This is a genomic window from Methanobacterium bryantii (genome assembly GCF_002287175.1).
In the GTDB taxonomy this organism is placed as follows: domain Archaea; phylum Methanobacteriota; class Methanobacteria; order Methanobacteriales; family Methanobacteriaceae; genus Methanobacterium_D; species Methanobacterium_D bryantii.
In genome coordinates this window covers 372,833-392,118 of the sequence record NZ_LMVM01000023.1, presented here as the reverse complement: position 1 = coordinate 392,118, position 19,286 = coordinate 372,833, and the positions used below count along the sequence as shown (strand labels likewise).

General features: G+C 34.4%; 21 protein-coding genes and 1 riboswitch. Of the genes, 9 read left to right on the top strand and 12 right to left on the bottom strand.

Annotation, left to right across the window (positions count from 1 at the left end; genetic code table 11):
- The first annotated feature begins 105 nt into the window (after positions 1–105).
- The 7 genes from ASJ80_RS10515 to ASJ80_RS10485 all read left to right on the top strand — a co-directional run bounded on the left by ASJ80_RS10515 (position 106) and on the right by ASJ80_RS10485 (position 8,416).
- On the top strand, positions 106–483 hold the full coding sequence (locus ASJ80_RS10515) for a CBS domain-containing protein (protein WP_069582854.1): 378 nt from the start codon (positions 106–108) through the stop codon (positions 481–483).
- Positions 484–825: 342 nt separating this feature from the next.
- A complete protein-coding gene (gatD, locus tag ASJ80_RS10510) occupies positions 826–2,139 on the top strand; it encodes a Glu-tRNA(Gln) amidotransferase subunit GatD (RefSeq protein ID WP_069582836.1) in 1,314 nt (437 codons plus the stop codon).
- A 25-nt stretch (positions 2,140–2,164) separates the two neighbouring features.
- The gene (gene gatE, locus ASJ80_RS10505; protein ID WP_069582853.1) at positions 2,165–4,027 is read left to right on the top strand and encodes a Glu-tRNA(Gln) amidotransferase subunit GatE; all 1,863 of its coding nucleotides are present in this window, start codon (positions 2,165–2,167) and stop codon (positions 4,025–4,027) included.
- A gap of 210 nt (positions 4,028–4,237) precedes the next feature.
- The gene (locus ASJ80_RS10500) at positions 4,238–5,155 is read left to right on the top strand and encodes an FAD-dependent oxidoreductase (RefSeq protein WP_069582835.1); all 918 of its coding nucleotides are present in this window, start codon (positions 4,238–4,240) and stop codon (positions 5,153–5,155) included.
- A 117-nt stretch (positions 5,156–5,272) separates the two neighbouring features.
- Complete coding sequence (pscS, locus tag ASJ80_RS10495) at positions 5,273–6,418, top strand: O-phospho-L-seryl-tRNA:Cys-tRNA synthase (protein ID WP_069582834.1); 1,146 nt, start codon at positions 5,273–5,275, stop codon at positions 6,416–6,418.
- Between the two features lie 149 nt (positions 6,419–6,567).
- A riboswitch (FMN riboswitch) is annotated at positions 6,568–6,717 on the top strand.
- Between the two features lie 113 nt (positions 6,718–6,830).
- Positions 6,831–7,487: a 3,4-dihydroxy-2-butanone-4-phosphate synthase gene (ribB, locus tag ASJ80_RS10490; protein ID WP_069582833.1), complete on the top strand. Its 657-nt coding sequence runs from the start codon at positions 6,831–6,833 to the stop codon at positions 7,485–7,487.
- A gap of 368 nt (positions 7,488–7,855) precedes the next feature.
- On the top strand, positions 7,856–8,416 hold the full coding sequence (locus ASJ80_RS10485; protein WP_069582832.1) for a DUF2226 domain-containing protein: 561 nt from the start codon (positions 7,856–7,858) through the stop codon (positions 8,414–8,416).
- 63 nt (positions 8,417–8,479) lie between these two features.
- On the opposite strand, the gene ASJ80_RS10480 is transcribed toward ASJ80_RS10485, so the two are convergent.
- From ASJ80_RS10480 to ASJ80_RS10430, 11 genes are all read right to left on the bottom strand, one after another.
- Positions 8,480–9,109, bottom strand: coding sequence for a class I SAM-dependent methyltransferase (locus ASJ80_RS10480; RefSeq protein WP_069582831.1), 630 nt, complete (start codon positions 9,107–9,109; stop codon positions 8,480–8,482).
- 49 nt (positions 9,110–9,158) lie between these two features.
- On the bottom strand, positions 9,159–9,728 hold the full coding sequence (locus tag ASJ80_RS10475; RefSeq protein ID WP_245837561.1) for a class I SAM-dependent methyltransferase: 570 nt from the start codon (positions 9,726–9,728) through the stop codon (positions 9,159–9,161).
- 13 nt (positions 9,729–9,741) lie between these two features.
- Complete coding sequence (locus ASJ80_RS10470) at positions 9,742–10,209, bottom strand: 4Fe-4S ferredoxin (RefSeq protein ID WP_069582829.1); 468 nt, start codon at positions 10,207–10,209, stop codon at positions 9,742–9,744.
- A 139-nt stretch (positions 10,210–10,348) separates the two neighbouring features.
- On the bottom strand, positions 10,349–11,533 hold the full coding sequence (locus ASJ80_RS10465) for an ABC transporter permease (protein WP_069582828.1): 1,185 nt from the start codon (positions 11,531–11,533) through the stop codon (positions 10,349–10,351).
- 4 nt (positions 11,534–11,537) lie between these two features.
- Positions 11,538–12,554 carry an ABC transporter ATP-binding protein gene (locus ASJ80_RS10460; RefSeq protein WP_069582827.1) on the bottom strand — a complete coding sequence of 339 codons (1,017 nt, stop codon included), beginning with the start codon at positions 12,552–12,554 and terminating at the stop codon, positions 11,538–11,540.
- Between the two features lie 157 nt (positions 12,555–12,711).
- Positions 12,712–13,263: a PadR family transcriptional regulator gene (locus tag ASJ80_RS10455; RefSeq protein WP_218105034.1), complete on the bottom strand. Its 552-nt coding sequence runs from the start codon at positions 13,261–13,263 to the stop codon at positions 12,712–12,714.
- A gap of 257 nt (positions 13,264–13,520) precedes the next feature.
- Positions 13,521–14,501: an SDR family oxidoreductase gene (locus ASJ80_RS10450; RefSeq protein WP_069582825.1), complete on the bottom strand. Its 981-nt coding sequence runs from the start codon at positions 14,499–14,501 to the stop codon at positions 13,521–13,523.
- Between the two features lie 25 nt (positions 14,502–14,526).
- On the bottom strand, positions 14,527–14,988 hold the full coding sequence (locus tag ASJ80_RS10445; protein ID WP_069582824.1) for a GNAT family N-acetyltransferase: 462 nt from the start codon (positions 14,986–14,988) through the stop codon (positions 14,527–14,529).
- Positions 14,989–15,734: 746 nt separating this feature from the next.
- Positions 15,735–16,196: an AraC family transcriptional regulator gene (locus tag ASJ80_RS10440; RefSeq protein WP_069582823.1), complete on the bottom strand. Its 462-nt coding sequence runs from the start codon at positions 16,194–16,196 to the stop codon at positions 15,735–15,737.
- Positions 16,197–16,234: 38 nt separating this feature from the next.
- Positions 16,235–16,693, bottom strand: a complete 459-nt coding sequence (locus ASJ80_RS10435; protein WP_069582822.1) for a GyrI-like domain-containing protein — start codon at positions 16,691–16,693, stop codon at positions 16,235–16,237.
- A 195-nt stretch (positions 16,694–16,888) separates the two neighbouring features.
- Positions 16,889–17,344, bottom strand: a complete 456-nt coding sequence (locus tag ASJ80_RS10430; RefSeq protein WP_069582821.1) for a GyrI-like domain-containing protein — start codon at positions 17,342–17,344, stop codon at positions 16,889–16,891.
- Between the two features lie 393 nt (positions 17,345–17,737).
- On the opposite strand from ASJ80_RS10430, the gene ASJ80_RS10425 reads away from it, so the two are divergent.
- A complete protein-coding gene (locus ASJ80_RS10425) occupies positions 17,738–18,025 on the top strand; it encodes a DUF5654 family protein (RefSeq protein WP_245837560.1) in 288 nt (95 codons plus the stop codon).
- 101 nt (positions 18,026–18,126) lie between these two features.
- Here ASJ80_RS10425 and ASJ80_RS10420 read toward each other — a convergent pair whose 3' ends face one another.
- Positions 18,127–18,774, bottom strand: a complete 648-nt coding sequence (locus tag ASJ80_RS10420) for a class I SAM-dependent methyltransferase (protein ID WP_218105033.1) — start codon at positions 18,772–18,774, stop codon at positions 18,127–18,129.
- Between the two features lie 194 nt (positions 18,775–18,968).
- Between ASJ80_RS10420 and ASJ80_RS10415 the strand changes: the two genes are divergently transcribed.
- Positions 18,969–19,220, top strand: a complete 252-nt coding sequence (locus ASJ80_RS10415; RefSeq protein WP_069582820.1) for a DUF5654 family protein — start codon at positions 18,969–18,971, stop codon at positions 19,218–19,220.
- Positions 19,221–19,286: the final 66 nt, after the last annotated feature.

The following is a 19,286-nucleotide window of genomic DNA, read 5'->3' as shown; positions in this document are numbered from 1 at the left end:
AATTACTTTAATTCAGTAATTTTGTATAGTTCATAGTTTATGATGAATTACATTTGGAAGTTCAATTCCTTATCTTAATATATGACTGGTACTAAAAATAAGTCTATGATTAAAAAGCTAAAGGCAGAGGACATCATGATCGAAGAAGTTCACGTAACTTCTCCAAAAGACCTGGTTGCAGCAGCTAAATTGAAAATGATGAGATGTAATGTGGGAGGACTTCCTGTAGTTGATGATAAGCGAATCGTAGGGATAATAACCCATAGAGATGTTCTTTTAGCTGGGGGAGAAGCGTTGGGTCTTAAAGTAAATGATCTAATGACTAAAGAATTATACGTGGCTAATAGAGATACTCCTATACTTGAGATTACAAGGGTCATGGCAGATAAAGGTTATCAAAGGATTCCTGTAGTTGAAAATGGAAATTTAGTTGGTCTTATAACTCAAAGTTCCCTTATTCGTGCACTTGCAGGGTTAGATTAGGTTGATAATGCCTGAACTTCAACATTTTTTTAAAGACTTTGGAATTAATCTATTGCATGTATTTATCAAGATTAGGTAATTTTGGGTTTTTTTTTATTTTCTGTTACCTTTCTGTTTTCTACAATTACTTTTTGTAGTGCTTGATATTAATGAATCAATTTAAATAAAATTAATCAAAATTAAGTTGAATTACAAAAAGTTTCAAGTGGCATATTAAACTATGATCAACATGGTTAATTATTCAAACTCATTTAAATTATTTAATAACTAATTAAGATATAGAGTAGGTATAAACTATTTTGAATTTAATTTCATAATTACAACCGATAAAAGAGGGATTTTATGAGTTACAGAGGAGCTTCAGAAATATTTTTAGGATCTGCAGGTATATCAGTTGGTGACAGTGTTAAAATAACCAAAAAAGATATTTCCTACGAAGGCATGCTTTTAGACAGAGCTGAAGATGCTGATGAGACGCATCTTGTTTTAAAGCTTAAAAATGGTTACAATGTTGGAATAAATATAGAAAATGCAACAATTGAACTCGTTAAAAAGGGTGAAAAACCTAAAATTGAGTTGTCAAAACTTGATATTGAAAGAGATAACCAGAAACATGATATATCTATAATATCAACTGGGGGAACAGTTGCATCAATAATTGATTACAAAACTGGTGCAGTTCATCCTGCATTTACAGCTGATGACCTTATCAGGGCTAACCCTGAGCTTCTGGAATATGCAAATATCAAAGGAAAAGCAGTTTTAAACATCTTAAGCGAAAACATGAAACCTGAATACTGGGTTAAATCAGCAAGATCTATAGCTGATGAAATAAATGACGGTGCGTATGGTGTTGTTGTTGCCCATGGGACTGATACCATGCACTACACATCTGCTGCGTTGAGCTTTATGTTGGATACTCCTGTACCGGTAGTGCTTACTGGTGCGCAGCGGAGTTCAGATAGGCCTTCTTCTGATGCATTTTTAAATCTTTTAAATTCAATGACTGCTGCTAAATCTGATATGGCTGAAGTTATGGTCTGCATGCATGCGACTGAAGATGATACCTACTGTGATTTACACCGCGGTACAAAGGTAAGAAAGATGCACACCTCAAGAAGAGACACTTTTAGAAGTATAAATACATCTCCACTTGCACGGGTTCAAAACGGCGGAATTGAAATTTTAGATGAACAGTTAAGGTATAAAACAAGAACCGATGGTGAAGTTGAGCTTCAGGATGCTGTAGAATCTGATGTTGCATTTATTAAGAGCTACCCTGGAATTTCTGGTGAAATAATTGATTATCATATTGATAAGGGGTATAAGGGGATTGTTCTGGAAGGCACTGGTTTAGGTCACTGTCCGGAGGAAATTATTCCATCCGTAAAAAGAGCAAGGGACAGTGGAATTCCTGTGGTAATGGCTTCCCAGTGTCTTTATGGAAAAGTCAACATGAACGTTTACAGTACTGGGAGAAAACTTATAACTGCAGGCGTAATCTCTGCCGGAGATATGTTACCTGAAACAGCTTATGTTAAACTCTGCTGGGCTTTAGGGCAAACTGATGAAATTGAAGAAGTCGAAAAAACAATGCAAACTAACATAGCTGGAGAAATTGAAGATAAAAGCTCCATAAAGTATTTTTTAATATAATTTGATGGTTAGCGGTGATTTAATGATTGATTATGAAAAACTTGGACTTAAAATGGGTCTTGAAGTACATCAGCAGTTGAATACGAAAGAAAAATTATTCTGCCCATGCGATTGTAATCTTACTGATAAAGAACCAGAATTTAAAATTTTAAGGAATTTAAGGCCTACCCAAAGTGAACTTGGAAAAATAGACCGGGCCGCATTTGAAGAGGCACGAAGAAAACTAAATTTCATCTATGATGCTTATGCACATGAAACTTGCCTTGTTGAAGCAGATGAAGAACCTCCACATCCATTAAATAGGGAAGCGCTTGAAGTATCCTTAATAATAGCAACACTCCTCAATATGCATGTTGTGGATGAATTCCATACCATGAGGAAACAGGTAATAGACGGAAGTAATACTGGTGGTTTCCAGAGAACAGGTCTTGTTGCAACAGAAGGTGTTCTGGAAACAAAATACGGAAATGTCAAGATTGATGTTTTATGTCTTGAAGAAGATGCTGCAAGAAGAATTGGACAAGAGAAGGGTAAAGTTAACTTCAGGCTGGACAGGCTTGGAATTCCTCTCGTTGAGATAACAACCGCACCTTCTATAACTCACCCTGAACAGGTAAAAGAAGTTGCATACCATATAGGGCAAGTACTTAGGAGTACTAAAGTTAAAAGAGGAATAGGGACTATACGTCAAGATTTAAACATATCTATTAAGGAAGGGGCAAGGGTCGAGCTAAAAGGAGTTCAAGACTTAGATCTCATGTCTACAATGGTTGAAAATGAAGTTAAAAGGCAGGTAAACCTTTTAAAAATAAAGGATGAATTGAATAATAGAAATGCATCTGTTGAAGATGAATTGCATGATATAGCTCCGTTATTAAAAGAAACTAAATCCAAAATAATTGCAAAGGCTGAAAGTGTATTTGCAATTAAATTGAATGGATTTAAAGGATTAATAGGAATTGAAATTCAGCCAGGTAGAAGATTTGGTACAGAACTTGCTGGGTATGCCAAGAAAATGGGAGTATCTGGACTGTTCCACACTGATGAACTTCCCGCTTATGGCATAACTGAAGATGAAGTTAATGCAATAAATGAGTTTTTAGGCCTTGGAGATGAAGATGCTTTTATTTTAATTGCAGATGAAAAAGAAAAAGTCATCAATGCTTTACAGGAAGTCCAGAGAAGGGCAAAAATCTCACTTCAAGCAGTACCCGAAGAAACAAGGAAAGCATTACCTGATGGAAATTCAGATTATTTGAGGCCGCTTCCAACAGCAAGCAGAATGTACGTGGAAACAGATATTCCTGCAATCAGCGTATCAAAAGAGCTACTTGGTGATATAAAGTCTGATTTACCAGAACTTCCAGATGAAAAGAAAGTTAGAATAATTAAACAGTATAATTTAAGTGAAGACCTTGCAAAACAGCTTGTAAGGAGAAATAGGGCTGACAGCTTTGAAAAAATCAAAGCAGAATCGGGTGTAGATTCTACAACGATAGCATCAACTTTAGCTTATACTTTAAAGGAACTAAAAAGGGATGGCTGCAGTATAGATGAATTGAATAACAGCATTTTGCTTGAGGCATTTGAACTTTTAGAAAATGGTAAAATATCAAAAGATGCACTTCCTCAGATTTTAGCAAATGTGTGCAGTGAGGGCAATTCACCACAAGAAGCAGCAGAAAGTTTGAATTTAATGATGCTGTCTGAAGATGATGTTGAAAAGATAATAGCTGAAATAGTTTCCTCAAATAAGAAAATGGTGGAAGAACGTGGAATGGGTGCTATGGGTCCTCTTATGGGTATGTCCATGAAAAAGTTAAAGGGGAAAGCTGATGGAAAGCTTGTGAATAAACTTTTGAGGGATAAGTTACAGAATATAGAATGAGTTAACTCAAAAAATGAATAATGAATTAAAAGCGTTAAATTTGATTTAGAGTGCTTAAAACCACTATTTTTTTAGTGGATAACTAGATGCTTGAAATCATCCATTTAAACCGTATTTACGCGCTTTAATTGTATGATACTCTGTTTAAATTCTTTAAAATTGCAGAATAATTTAGGTTATTCACTATAATTAGTGACTTAAGGTGATCTGATGGATGAATATGATGTTATTATTATAGGATCAGGGCCTGCTGGGCTGACAGCAGGAATCTATGCTGGAAGGCAGGGATTGAAGACATTAATACTTGAAAAACAGCTTGCAGGTGGAGCAGGGCTGATGGTTCCTAATATGGAAAATTATCCTGGATTTGAATTAGTTTCGGGTAAAGTGTTAATAGACTACACTAAAAAGCAGGCATTGAAGTATGCTAAAATAAATGAAATGGAAGAAGTCAAAAAATTAGAAATCATCAGCGACCACGAAATAAAAGTTTCATCCCAGAAAGCAGAATATAAGGCTAAATCAGTGATATTGTGTACAGGAACTACTCACAGAAAACTTAACGCGCCTGGAGAAAAAGAATTCCTTGGAAGAGGTGTTTTTTACTGTGCAGTCTGTGATGGGCCTTTGTTTATGGGCAAAAGGATTTTAATAGTGGGCGGAGGTAATACCGCTATTCAGGGAGCTTTATATTTAGATACTATTGGTTCATATACAGCTGTTGCACATAGAAGAGATGAACTTAGGGCTGAAAAATATCTGCAGGAGAAATTAAAAGAAAAAGATATTGCAATGTTCTGGGACTCTGTTATAGATGAAATAAAGGGTGACATGTTTGTAAAAAGTGTAGTACTGCTTAACAAAAAAACTAATGAAAAAAATGAATACCCGATTGATGGAATATTTATAGCAGTTGGGGACATACCTTCAAATGGTATAGCTAAAGATATAAGATTAGAGACTGACAAAAATGGTTACATTATAACTGATAAAAGTCAAAAAACCAGTATTCAGGGAATATACTCTGCAGGTGATGTCACTGGTGGAGTTAATCAGTGGGTAGTTGCATGTGGAGAAGGTGCAGTAGCTGCTTTGTCAGCTTACGATGACTTAATGAGAATCAGTTAATATCAAATTTATAAAATAATCAATAAAATATCATTAACTTTAAATCAAGTATTAATGGATGCTTTTAATATATTTTTATCTTTTTTTAATTATTTAATAGGGATACAGGTGAATAATATGGAATGTCAGGAGTATGGACTTACACGAAATACAGAAAGAGACAATTTGAACTTAAATCCTCTCCAGCGTGGGGGAATGCTGCCTGTTGAGGCAAGAAAAGCTTTAATTGAGTATGCTGACGGTTACAGTGTATGTGATTACTGTGCTGGAAGGCTTGATGAAGTGCCTAATCCTTCAATAAGCGGATTTTTACAGGATTTAGCGAAATTTATCAATGTTGATGAGGTAAGAACTACACATGGTGCAAGGGAAAGTAAATTTGCAATAATGCATGCGTTATGTAAACCTGGCGATACTGTAATTGTAGATGGAAATGCACACTACACAACCCACCTTGCTGCAGAACGAAATAAGCTTAATGTGATTGAAGTTCCAAATAATGGGCATCCTGCATATGAAATAACCCCTGAAAAATACAGGGAAACTTTGGAAAACGCAATTGACAGTGGAATAGATATTAAACTTTCTTTGCTTACTCATGTGGATGGTGACTATGGTAACCTGGCTGATGCAAAAGCAGTTGGTGCTGTAACTCATAAAGCAGGGATTCCTATAATTTTAAACTGCGCATATTCTATGGGAAGACTTCCGATAGATGCAAAAGCGTTAAATATGGATTTTGTAGTTGGAAGCGGCCATAAAAGTATGGCGGCATCAGGACCAATTGGTGTGCTTGGAATGAAGGAAGAATATTCAGATGCTTTACTTAAACATTCAAAGAGGCATAAAGTTAAAGAAATTGAAATGCTTGGATGTACCAGTAGAGGGGCTCCAATAGTAACTTTAATGGCATCACTCCCATATGTTGCAGAGAGGGTCAAGCATTGGGATGAGGAAGTTGAAAAGACAAGGAATTTTGTAAGGCAGCTGGAAGAAATTGAAGGTGTTCATCAGATAGGGGTAAAACCAAAAGAACATGACCTCACCAGATTTGAAACACCTGTCTTTGATAAAATAGCTGAAAACCATCCAAGGAGAGGATTTTTCCTGTATGAAGAACTTAAAAAGAGAAGTATCGTTGGAATAAAACGTGGACAAACCAAATGGTTCAAATGCAGTGTTTATGGATTCAGCGAAGAGCAGATAGCATATATTACAGATTCATTTAAAGAAATTGTAGCTAAATATAAAGACTTAATTTAAAAAAATTAAAATTTTATTTTGGTATGAATTCATCAAAGAGTGGATTATGGTATTTTTATTTATAAACGGCTGTTTTGATGAATTATTTTAAATTTAGTTTTAGGTATTAAGCGAAAATTATTTATTAAATTAAAAGTGATGTATCAATGACTTATTCTCAGGGCAGGGTGGAATTCCCTACCGGCGGTATGCTAGTTTAAATTAGTAAGCCCGCGAGCGCTCTTTTATATTAAAAGAGGTCAGCAGATCTGGTTAGAATCCAGAGCCGACGGTGAAAGTCCGGATGGGAGAGAATATGAATGTCTGTAATGTTTTGAATGCTTGTAATATTCAGGTATATTCAGTACTAGGCATGTCTATGTTTTTTTTGCCCTGATTCTGGTAAGTCAACTAAAAATGGAGGTTTATTACCATGAATCAAAATTTATTGGCGCAATTCGGTAACTCAGTAGAAAGGGTGGAAAATGCTTTAAATTCCCTTCGCTGTGGTCAAGGTATAATAGTTACCGATGATGAGCAACGAGAAAATGAGGGAGACATAATTTTTGCTGCAGAATCCCTTAATGAAGCCCAAATGGCAATGCTTATCCGAGAATGCAGTGGTATTGTATGTTTATGTCTCAATGAAGAAAAAGTGCATGAATTAGGACTTCCAATGATGGTGGAAAATAATTCAAGCCGTTTTAAGACCGCATACACGATATCTATTGAAGCTGCAGAAGGAGTCACTACTGGTGTATCAGCGGCTGATAGGGTCAAAACAGTTAAAACTGCTATTGCTGATGATGCTCAGCCTGAAGATCTTCATCACCCGGGACATATGTTTCCTTTAAGAGCCCGTCCGGGTGGAGTATTGGAACGTAGAGGGCATACTGAAGCAGTTGTTGATATGATGGGTCTTGCTGGATTAAAACCATATGGTGTTCTCTGTGAACTTACAAATCCAGATGGGACAATGGCGCGCATGCCCGAAATAGTAGATTTTGCTGTAAAGCACGGCATGCCTGTAGTTACAGTTGAAGATCTGGTCAACTACCGTAAACAGGTTGAACTGAACAGCTTAAACTGAGCCTAAAATCTCAACTGGCTAAAATTAATAAGATATTTGTGGAAACCTGAGATATATCAGGTTTTTTTTAATTATTTAACACGATAATTAGTTTGTATGCCATCATAATTGTTTATTTGAATATTGGCAGCCAAAAAGTAATTATAAATTTTATTTCTCCAAAATGGTTTGAAGAGTTGTAAATTGGTAAATATTGATCTAAATAAGTTAGATAGTACTAATTAGTACAATAATAAGTAATTCTCATTTTTTAGTCTATATTTGTTCAGCATGCTTAATTAACTATTGCATATTTGTGTATTTACTAAAATGATTTATTAGATGAAATTAAACTTATATTAAGTATAAAAAATTATGCTGTAACTAACATGCTGGAGATGTTGGATACGGCCCATTTATGTAATGCCATTAGTACAGAATGGGGAAGTAATGTGGATATACATGAACTCAAAGCAGCAATAGAAGATCCATTAGCAAGGAAAAATTTTGATAATGATCCAGATAATGAAAATAATGATCTGAATGAAGAGCTTACTGAAAGGGATAATCTTTTAGAGAAATATGGGCTCAAAGATATGGAAGAACAGGAAATCGATGAACTTTTAGGATCATATAGTCGAGATACTTTAAATAATAAAGAACTTGAAAGCATGGAGCGAATTTTATCTAAAAAGATACATAGTGCTGTAATGTCTTTAAAAGCCATAAAAAAAGCTGCAGTCGAAGTATTCATAGATTATTCTGATGAATTGTATGGGATAGTGACAATTATCGTAGAATATGAATCTAAAGGCTTTTTAGACAAAATAATGGGGCATTCAAATAGTATGGATGCTGAAACAATAGAAGTAACTCAAATAGAAATAAGTGAACTTTTTAATTCTTATGATCTTGTTGAAAATTTTGAAATAAATATAGAGTCATTTTAATTATTTATCCAAATATTTTCATTTTAATTTATGTGATGGTTGTGTGCTGTTGTTTGTTTAATCTTAATTTGTAGTATGTGCAGTGGCTATAAAAGCTCTTTTATTTAATTGCTCCCATTCTACGGTATTGAAACCTGCATTTTCCAGTAATTTACGAATTTCTGATTCGCCGTAAATTTTAATATCTCCATCTTTGTTAAAAGGCATGAATATATTAGCAAATTGCCTGAAAGGTGTAGCTAACCATGGATCTGCAATTATGAAATTTCCTCCTGCTTTAAGTACCCTTTTAACTTCTGCCAAAACGTTTGCAGGATTGGGGTAGTGATGAAATGAATCAGTACATATGACCATATCAAAACTGTTGTCATTGAATGGTAGACTTTCAGAGTCGCATAGTCTTAAATCTGCAGTTTCGTCCAGCTTATTTCGAGCAATATTTAACATTTCTGGTGAAAGGTCAATTCCAACGATTTGAACTTCATATTTGGAAGATATGAGTGATAAGAGGTTTCCTGTACCACATCCTACATCTAGAAGTTTATTAAAGGAAAATTGGTTTAATTTCTGAAGTACAGTGTTATATAGGGCATTAGCGTGCTTTCCATAATACCCTGCGTCGTAGTTTTCAGCCTGTTGATTGAAACTCTTCTTTGATTTTTCTTTATAATTATCTGCTTTATTTTTTAACATATTTTCCCTTCAGTATTTGTTTATTATTTTCATTTGCCATTTATGGAAATTATTTTATTTTGAATATAATAAACGATTGTTTTGGTAAGAACTCAAATTTTTTTGATGCATCAAATCCTGCTTTCTTCATGATGTCTATCACAGTTTTTTCGGGAGTATAATGTCCGAACATACCTACAAAGCGGGATTGTTCCTTTTTATAATCCATTATAACTATTTTTCCATCTTTTTTTAAAAACTGTTTTATATTTTTAAAGTATTCAACAGGTTCTGGGAGATGATGAAATACATTCCTTAAAAAGAATATATCTGCTGTTTCGGGCAATAAAAACCCTTTTTCATTAGCTAATACTGGTTTTATATTATTAATCATCTCTTTTTTTGACTTATTATCTATAAAAGCCAGTGATTTCTGGTTGGTATCAATTGCGTATACTCTGCCCTTTTTCCCTACTTTTTTGGAAAATTCAAAGGTAAAATATCCTCCTCCAGCACCAACATCTCCAATAATATCTCCTTTATGTATATTTAGATTCTTTAAGACTTCTTCTGGTCTGTTTTCAAGTGAAGCAGCTTTTTTATTTAGCATGTTCAATCTTAAGTTTGTAAACATTTTCATCCCACTTTAAAATTCATTGATTGGCCGCTTCAAGGGGGGCATCCGTAAGTATTGTACCCCAATTAACTCCAGGACCTACTTCTGGCGTTACCAGTAATCCATTGGTTTCAATCTCCCCAAGATCTGCCACATTTGCAGCCAGTTTATGCAATGAAATAAAGTTTTTATCATCTAATTTTTCTGTTTTAGGGATAGATAGGGTTTTATATCCTTCTTGTTGTAGTAATTTACTTAAATGTGTTGTAATAATGTTTAATTGTTGATTAATTTCATTATAAAGTTTAGTATTTCTGTCTATTATTTCTCCAGCAGCGTTATATGGCAGTGTAATGCCTATAGATATTGATCGAGGATATTCATCAAAAAAGGACTTATACTGTTGGAGTATGTCGTTTTCTGCAAGAGATAAGTCAGCAATACCTAAATAGTAATCTTCACACTCTTTTTCAATAATTTTTCTTATTGTGTTCTCAAATTCCATAATTATTCCTTCCTAAACTTTAAAATTATATTTTGGGGTATTTAATCCTCCTAATTTTTAAATAAATGCTTGAATGATGGATTAAACCACCATTCAACGTTAAATATCTTTTTTAATTAAACCCTGTTTTAGCTGTTATTCATCTTGTCATTGATTTTCTGAATAATGGTACAGCAATAGCCATTGTAACGATACCAAACACTATAAGTATGACTATCTGTGTCATTACCTCACCGATACCTGCGTTCAAGAGCATTATTTTACGCATTGCATCTGCAGCATATGTCAGGGGAATAAACTGCGAAATAATCTGCATGAACCAGGGCATCTGCTGAATTGGGTAGAATACACCTCCAAGGAACATCATTGGGAACATCAGCAGGTTCACGATCATTGTACTTGATGCCTGGTCTCCAGACATGGAAATGGCCATTATTCCAATTCCTATGAAGCTGAATATCCCAAGGAGAAGCATGAAGAATGCCAGCAGGATATTTCCCTGAATAGTGACTCCAAAGAGGAGTATCGCGATTGTAAGTATTATGATGCACTGGATAAAACCTCTTGTACAAAGTGCTGCAGTTTTCCCGATTATAACTGAGATCTGACTGATTGGGGCTGATAACATCCCGTCAAATGTGCCTATTTCCTTTTCTTTGGAAATGGCTTCAGGAATACCTGTCATAACTGACATCATCACAATCATGATCATCAGTCCAGGTGCCAGGAAGTTGAAGTAATTTGTCTGGCCAGGTATAGAAGTCTCAACATTTGGGGTATAAGGGAAAATCATCGCCTGGGGGTTAACAACCTGATTTGTGGCTTTGCTTAAGTTCATGACGTTAGCTTCGGCTTTAATGTTGTTCATATTAATTACTGTACTTGATAGTGATTGTTGGATCTGTGCTGAGCTTTGGGGTATACTGTTATCAATATAAGCCGTGAAAGTACCAGATTTTCCGTTTGTTATATTATCAGAGAATCCCTGCGGTATAATAATTACACCTGATAGTTTTCCTTCTTTTACCTGTGTCATGGCATCATCAACACTCGTGAAGTTCGTTAATGCCATATAATGGGTATTATTATTAACTGTCTCAAGCTGTGCTATGAATTCGCTACTTCCTTGTCCATGATCGAGGTTAACCAGCCCTACTGGCATGTTCAATTGAGTGTTACCAGTTGGGAAAATGAAACCGAACATGACCAGGAAAATCAAAGGCATGATAAAAAGGGCTGCCAGAGACATTTTGTTGCGCCTAAGTTCAAGCATGTCCTTAGCCATTACATGGTAACTGTCTTTTAACATCTTCATTGCATCCATGGTTTCACCTCACCCTCGCTTTAGGTGTATGTCCATGCCCATGATGTACAGGGGCTGCTTTTTCACTGGCCTGGTCACGCATTTCTTTACCTGTTACAGCTAAAAAAACATCTTCTAGGGTTGATTCATTGCTGTTTGTTATTGATGCGATATTACCGCCTTCATGACGGACCGTATCGATGATCTGATTAAGTGCATCATCACCTTTGGCACTAATTTTCAGATTGTAATCATCCTGTTGGGACATTGCAGTTACAACATCAAGTGAATTGATCTTTCCAATTAAATCAGACGTTAGATTTGTAATTTTGGTGCCGAAAATTGTTGTATCGCTGTTTGTTATCATATTCTTCAGTTTTTGTGGCGTATCGAGGGCAGCGACTTTGCCGTGGTCAATAATAGCAACTCTGTCGCTCAAAGCTTCTGCTTCTACCATGGCATGAGTTGTAAGTATCACTGTCACTCCACTGTCGTTGATTTCCCTTGTAATGTCTCTTATGGAAAATGTCGTCTGTGGGTCAAGCCCGAGTGTTGGTTCATCCATGAAAACAATTTTGGGTTCTGGCAATAATGCTCGGATAACATTAATCCGCTGTTTCATACCTGTGGAAAATTTAGATATCTGTGTGTTCTTCCATTCCTGCATGTCAACCAGTTCAAGCAGTTCGTCAATTCGTTTTTCAAGTTTCTGCTTTGGTATTTCATAGAGTTTTCCAAAGAACCTGAGGTTTTCAGCAGCGGTAAGTCTGTCATACATAATCATTTTCTCTGCAACCAGTCCAATATTTTCCCGAACTCTGGCAGAATCTTTAATCAGATCGTAACCTGCAACTTTAGCCGATCCAGATGTAGGTTGGGCGAGCGTACAGAGCATTCTTATGGTGGTACTTTTACCCGCACCATTTGGACCTAAAAAGCCAAATATTTCTCCCTCTTTTACAGTAAGTGATAAATCATCTACTGCTGTAAAATCACCAAACTTTTTAGTGAGGTTATTTAATTCTATGGCATATTCTGTCATATTTTTCTCCTATTTCTCATTTTATTTACTGATCGAAGAGAGCCGTAGCTAACTTAAATCTAAATACGCAAAAATATATAGCTAAACGCTGCTTCTAGCAGTTTTTATGGTGTAATTGGACTATTTGTTGTCTTAATTAATTATTAACTTTAAATCATTACTCTTTGAGCGAATCCTTCATTTTTTTGAGCCTTTCACTCAGTTCTCCTATTCTTTCTTCATGTGGAATTAACTTCTCTCTTTTAATATTTTCAAGGAGAGAGATATAACTACTAATTTCGTTTAAGGAGTGTTCTACTGCATGTGCTCCTCTATCCATTTGCCCTGCACTCGATCTGAATTGTCCGAATATTTTATGGGCCATTTCTTGCCCTTTATCTGTCAGTTTATATCTTCCATCTTCTTGTTTGACTATTAACTCTTCAGCAACCATTTTTTTAAGCATTGGATACACTGAGCCTGGTGAAGGTCTTCGTGATGTACGTTTCATTGCCCTCTGTAGATGTTGTTGGTAATGCTTATCATCTTTCATATGGCGCATTCGATCATCATGCATTCTATGCATTGTTTCATGATGTTCCTGAATAGCGTCCATAATTTCTACGCCATTTTTTGGGTTATCCTCTAGAACGTGAATTATCCAGATTCTCAAACCGCCAAGTCTTCCTAGTTCTTCCAATCTGTCATGAACGTCCTTTAAACTGCTCAACTTATCTCTCCAGTTATCCCACATATAGAATCATTACCTCCTATCGTACTGCCGATATAATATCGTTAACTTGATATTGAATATTAGTTATACTTTCTTTTACATTAAATTTAAAGTATATTCATATAATCAATATCAAGTACTCGATATCGACTGATCGATATTATTGTGAAACTTATATAAATAGATTGCGGTATTTTGATCTAAATAAAACAGAAAACAAATTAAAACTATTTTAAGGCTGAAGGTTCAGATAGTTAAAATTCAATATTTTTCCTGATCCATTCCACAGAATCTTTAATTGACTCTTTTATAGGTCTAGGAAAATAATCCAGCTCATTAAATGCTTTATTAGAACTTATTTTGGAGTTACTGTTAATTACTTCAATGGAATATGTCGTAAAAAGAGGTTCTTTGCCCGTAACTTTATAATACAATGGGGAAATTTTACTTACTGCCTTGAAAAGCCATAACGGTATTTTTAATGAGGGAGCTTTTATTCCAGTAAGTTTTTCAAGCTCTAAAAATAAGTCCTGTACTGAAATTTGTTCGCCGGCTAAAACGTAGCTTTCGCCGCATTTTCCCTTTTTGCAGGCCAGTATTATTCCCTCTGCAACATCTCGAACATCAACAAAGTCATAAGCCCCATCAACTCGGGCTTTTAAATTGCCTTTCATAAAGTTAATAAACAAATGTCCCATTTGAGATATTCTGTAATCATAAGGCCCTATCACTCCACTTGGACAGACCAGCACTGCATCAAGGTTTTTGTCAATACCTTTAATCACTTCAAGGGATGCTAAAGCCTTTGACCGGTCGTAGCTTCCCCTTGTACATTCTGGATCGTAATCGCATGTTTCATCAATTACTGTACCGTGAGGAGGTTCTTTAAGGGCATGAACAGAGCTAACATAAACCATGCGTTTCACATTGTTTTTTAAGCAGGCGATAACAACGTTTTTTGTTCCTTCAACGTTCACCTGGTGAAGAAAATCATCATTTCCAGATGATATTGTTACAATACCTGCTAAATGATAGACAATTTCAGCGCCACGAAATGCTTTAATAAGTGAATCCACATCACGCACATCACCTTCAACTATTTCAACTTCTAATCCGTTAAGAGGCTTGATATCTTCAAATGGGGGTACAATTACCCTTACGGTTTCACCTCTTGCAAGTAATTTGCGGACGAGTACATTTCCAATGTGCCCTGTCGCGCCTGTGACTGCTATCATTGTTATCTTAATCCATGCTATTTTTTTATAAATTAATGCTTAATCTTATCATATCTATACATTCAATACCATTTTCTATTATTTTTTCTTCATAATGCCGCTTAAAAAAGTCACGATCAATGCCAGTAATCCTAAAACCACACTTTTGATATAATGCTATTTGTGAAATGCCACAATTTCCTGTGCAAACCTCTAGAATTTTTGCATTCTTTAATCTGGATTTAGTTATGGCATCTAAAACCATTTTCTTTCCAATTCCCTTATTCTGGCATTGCTTTTTCACAGCAATATTTACTAATTCCATTGTAAAGGGTCTTGTTTTTAAAAGTACGTAAATTCCAACTATTTCCTGACCAATATATGCACCATAACAAGTCCCTCTTTTAATATAATCCTCAATAGCTTCTTTGGAATCATCAGCTAAAAATAACAAGTTGTAAGGAATATTTATATTCTCTTTTAGTTTTTTAATACATACATCAGCCAAATATTTCCCTCCTTAATTAAATATATCTATTCTGAATTATAAATTCCAACGCTCATGTCCGGGATAAAGTACAATGTTTATGTATGTATTGAATGTATAATGTCCGTTAATTTAACATAGTATTGTTGAAAAATTTTAATTTATTTAACCAATAAATATACGTAAATATTTAAGCAAACAACATTGCACAATATGTGAAAATTGAAAATATTTTCACGGTGTAAAATCCCTCAAAAATTCCCTCGATATTCGTAGAATTTCGGGGCCACAAACACTTCATGTTTGTTGGCTTTGAATTTTTGGGGCACGAATTGAAAATTCGTAAGCTTTGATTTTACAATATTCAAGACATGAACGAATTAATATTATCTTAAATAATTTGAATATGATAATTGGAGAAATAAAAACAAAATCAAACATTCAAAAACAGGAATTCCAATTGCAGATTATGAGCTAATATTTATGTTGGTTGTAATAATGAATGTATTTTTTGTTATGCGTGTTTTATGAAGAGGTTTACTTGACATAAAGAAAAATAGGAGAATTCATCGATATGAAGATAAATGCTCCGGATTTAGTCCCAGAGAGAGGATCAAAATATGGGGAAATTTATTTCCTGAAAATCCATACTGGGAAATTATTGAAAAAGAAATAGTGGAATTTTGCAGGACAGAGAAATTTAGATTGTAGAATATATTTCCACCATAAATAAAAGAAAATTAGAGTTGACTAAATTCAAAGGTTATTTATCCTATTTTAATTACTGGAAACTGCACTTCAGTGAGCAATTCACCTGGTTCAGTTTCATTCGGGTCGTTAAGATAAACTTCTGTAACAGGCCCTATTATATCATACCCATTTTTATCTGCATATCCTGCTAATCCGCGAATTACAGGCCCAACTTCGGTATAAGGTCCTTTATGAAGTGTTGCAATTACGCTATGTTCTGGAATTATTTTAACCATTACTTTTCCTTCATCTTCCGCATTACCCTCGAAGGAAGCACCTATTTCATAACGCAGTTGTTCTGGGGGTACATCTTCAGGGCTGTTAAAATAAGCCCCATAAATCATTCCAGTCATATTCAATCCTTTGTCTGTTACCCATTGCACTGTTTCTGCAATAAGTTCGGGAATCTTCTCATAACCACCTTTGTACCTCATAAAAGCTACTTGTGTATCTTTAATTCTTTTCTCTTCTACTTCCATAATTAGTCCTCCAGTAAACTATTGACTTGCTTATGTAACTATTTTTTCATCACTGGAAACTGAACTTCAGTAAGTAACTCGTCCTCTGATACTTCCATAGGGTTGTTCATGTATATTTCTTTAACTGCCCCTGCTATATTATAACCGTTTTCATCAGCATATTTTATTAAAGCTTGATATATTTGTGCAGCTTGTCCATATGGTCCTTTATATACTGTTGAAACGGCCTGATGGGCAGGGATTTCTTTAATTTTAACTCTACTTTCGCCATTTGCATCTCCTATAAATGCTATTCCTACTTCATATTGTAGTTCTTCTGGAGCTACCTCTAGTGGGCTATTCATAAATATGCCATAGGGATGTTCTATGATCTGTAAATTTTCTTTCATAACGTAACCAACTACTTCACCAAAAAGTTCTGGCAACTGGTCATAAGGACCTGTTACAGATACATAAGCTGTTTTCTTTTCTTCTATATCCTTAATTTCCATTTTCATAACGGCACTTCCTGATAATTTCTTTAAAATAAAGCATTTATTACTTTATAACAAGTATGTGGATAATAGAAATATAGGTTTGGTAAGAGCATATGAGAACTACTAAATATTGAAATAAGCATAATATCATGCTTAATTAGCTAAATGGATTTATTAGTTTGTATTAAATGAAAAACAACTGTAATAAATGCATATTTACTTTTTAATTACAGGAAAACGCACTTCCACTGAGACTTCATTTCTTGAAACTTCAGGTGTGCCTTTAATATAAATCTCAGTAGCAGGTCCGGATATTATGTATCCATTTTTAATGGAGTGCTCAAGTAAAGTGTGGTAGACATGATTCATTTGATTATAACTGCCTTTATGTATGGTTGACACAACCTGATTTCCAGGTATTTTTTTAATTTGTATCCTCCCTTCTCCAGGTACATCTCCAGTGAGGGGGATCCCTATTTCATAATGTAACTCTTCATGGTCTACATCGAGGGTGTTGTTAAAGAAGGTACAGTAATAATGTTCAATAGTTGATATATTGTTTTTTGTAATGTAATCCATTAATTCACCAAAAATGTGGGGTATATGGGCACGTCCGGTTGCTATTATATATGCCACTTGCCTTTCTTTGATATTTTTAAATTTTATTTCCATAAAACGCCTCTAAATAGGCTTATATTTTTAAATTAGCTTTTGGAACATGTACTGTAAATATGAATCTCATAAGGATACTCATTTATGTAAGAGCACCTGAAAACTAATCTAATTTGAAATGGGGGTATGTGCCTATTTTTTAGATGTAAATAAAGACAATACATTACTTTTACAATAAAAAAATAGTATTTTAAAACTTGGTGGGATAGTTTCAGTTGAAATTTATTCTAGATGGCGATAAATAATTTGCACTTTACTTTCAAAGATATAAGTTAAAATGGCAGGATTTAGATGTCAAAAGCAATATTTGATTTTTATTCATAGAATAGTATATATGTTTGGGGAATCATTATCATTTAATCCATTTGAGGAGGACGTACATGGGAGAAGTAGATGCAAAGAAATTATTCCTTGAAACATTCGCTGCCATTAAACACTTCGTGTTTGGGGCCGAAAAAACTTAAGTTTTTCCCGGCTTTGATCACTGCAGCATTTGGTTTAATTGCAGCTCTTGCCTGGAATGAAGCTATTAAAGCTTTGATTGCCCAATTTTTCAAATCAGGTAATGAATTAATGGGATTATTTGTATATGCGATAATTGTTACAGTTATAGCTATTTTAATTACCTATATGATCGCAAGGGCTTTATCGAGGTATGGGATGGAACTTAATAAGAAATAAAATGATATTTAAACTTTGTTTTATTTTTAATGTATTTGATGGGCCTGAATATTTATAAAAGGTATTATTTCAGTGAATTGAACTTTAACTTTGCTAATGAATTAATTATGTGGTTTTATGAACCTTGCAGTATAGTTCCAGAAACTTCCTTCAACATCATTTAGAATAAACCCTTCACTCGTGCCCATTTTAACGGTGGTAGATTTAAGAGGATAATCTGGATCTGGTAAAAATTCGGTAATTGAGAGAATCCCATCAGGTTTTAAAACTCTTTTCATCTCTTTTAATGCTTTATTTTTATCGGGCAGCTCTTGAAAAACTGTTATGCTGTATATAAGATCAAAAGTGTTGTCTTCAAAAGGCATATTGAGTGCATCTCCATTAATTAGGTGGATATTTTTGATATCCTTATTTTCAGGTCGTTTTAGTTTAGTTTCTATCTGTTTTAACATCTTTGGTTGTATATCTAGTGCAAATATTTCACCTTTATCTCCTACAGCTCTTGCCACAAATGTTGTAAATGCGCCGCTGCCGCATCCAACTTCTAGAGCTTTCATTCCTTCTTTTATTCCACTTCTACTAATTATTTTATCTGGAGACTGCATTTTCCTTCTAAAATCACTATCTAAAAAATTACCGATAAATGCAGGGGCTGGAAAATCAAGATACCGTCTTAAAATCCTTATAATTACCTGCCATAAAATAAAAATTACTAAAATGACTATCAGGATCGTTATTATGGCATTCATATTATTTTTCTATGATTATTTAGTAATATAAATCTGCCGAAAATTAGCAATCCTCTTAAATTCCAATATTAGATGTAAATTATCTGTACTTTTCATGATGTCCTTTTTTTTATAAATGACTTCTTTTAGCTCAATTAAAAATAAATAATATTAGTTATATAATTATTATTACTAAAAAAATGGGAGGTAATTGGATGGACAGTGATGATTCAAAAAAATTATTTCTGCAAACATTTGCTGCTTTGATCACTGCAGCATTTGGTTTAATTGCAGCTCTTGCATGGAACCAGGCAATACAAGCTTTGATCCTTTTATATATAGGCACAGGTAATGCGCTCATGGGACTCTTTATCTATGCTGTAATTGTAACTATCATAGCTCTCATAGCAACTTATGCAATTGCAAGATCTTTAGCCAAATATGGAGTGGAAATGCCAAAAAAGTAGGCACTCCTTTAAATTAGCCATATAAATTATGGAATAATTACATATTTAGTTTCATTTTAAAAGGAA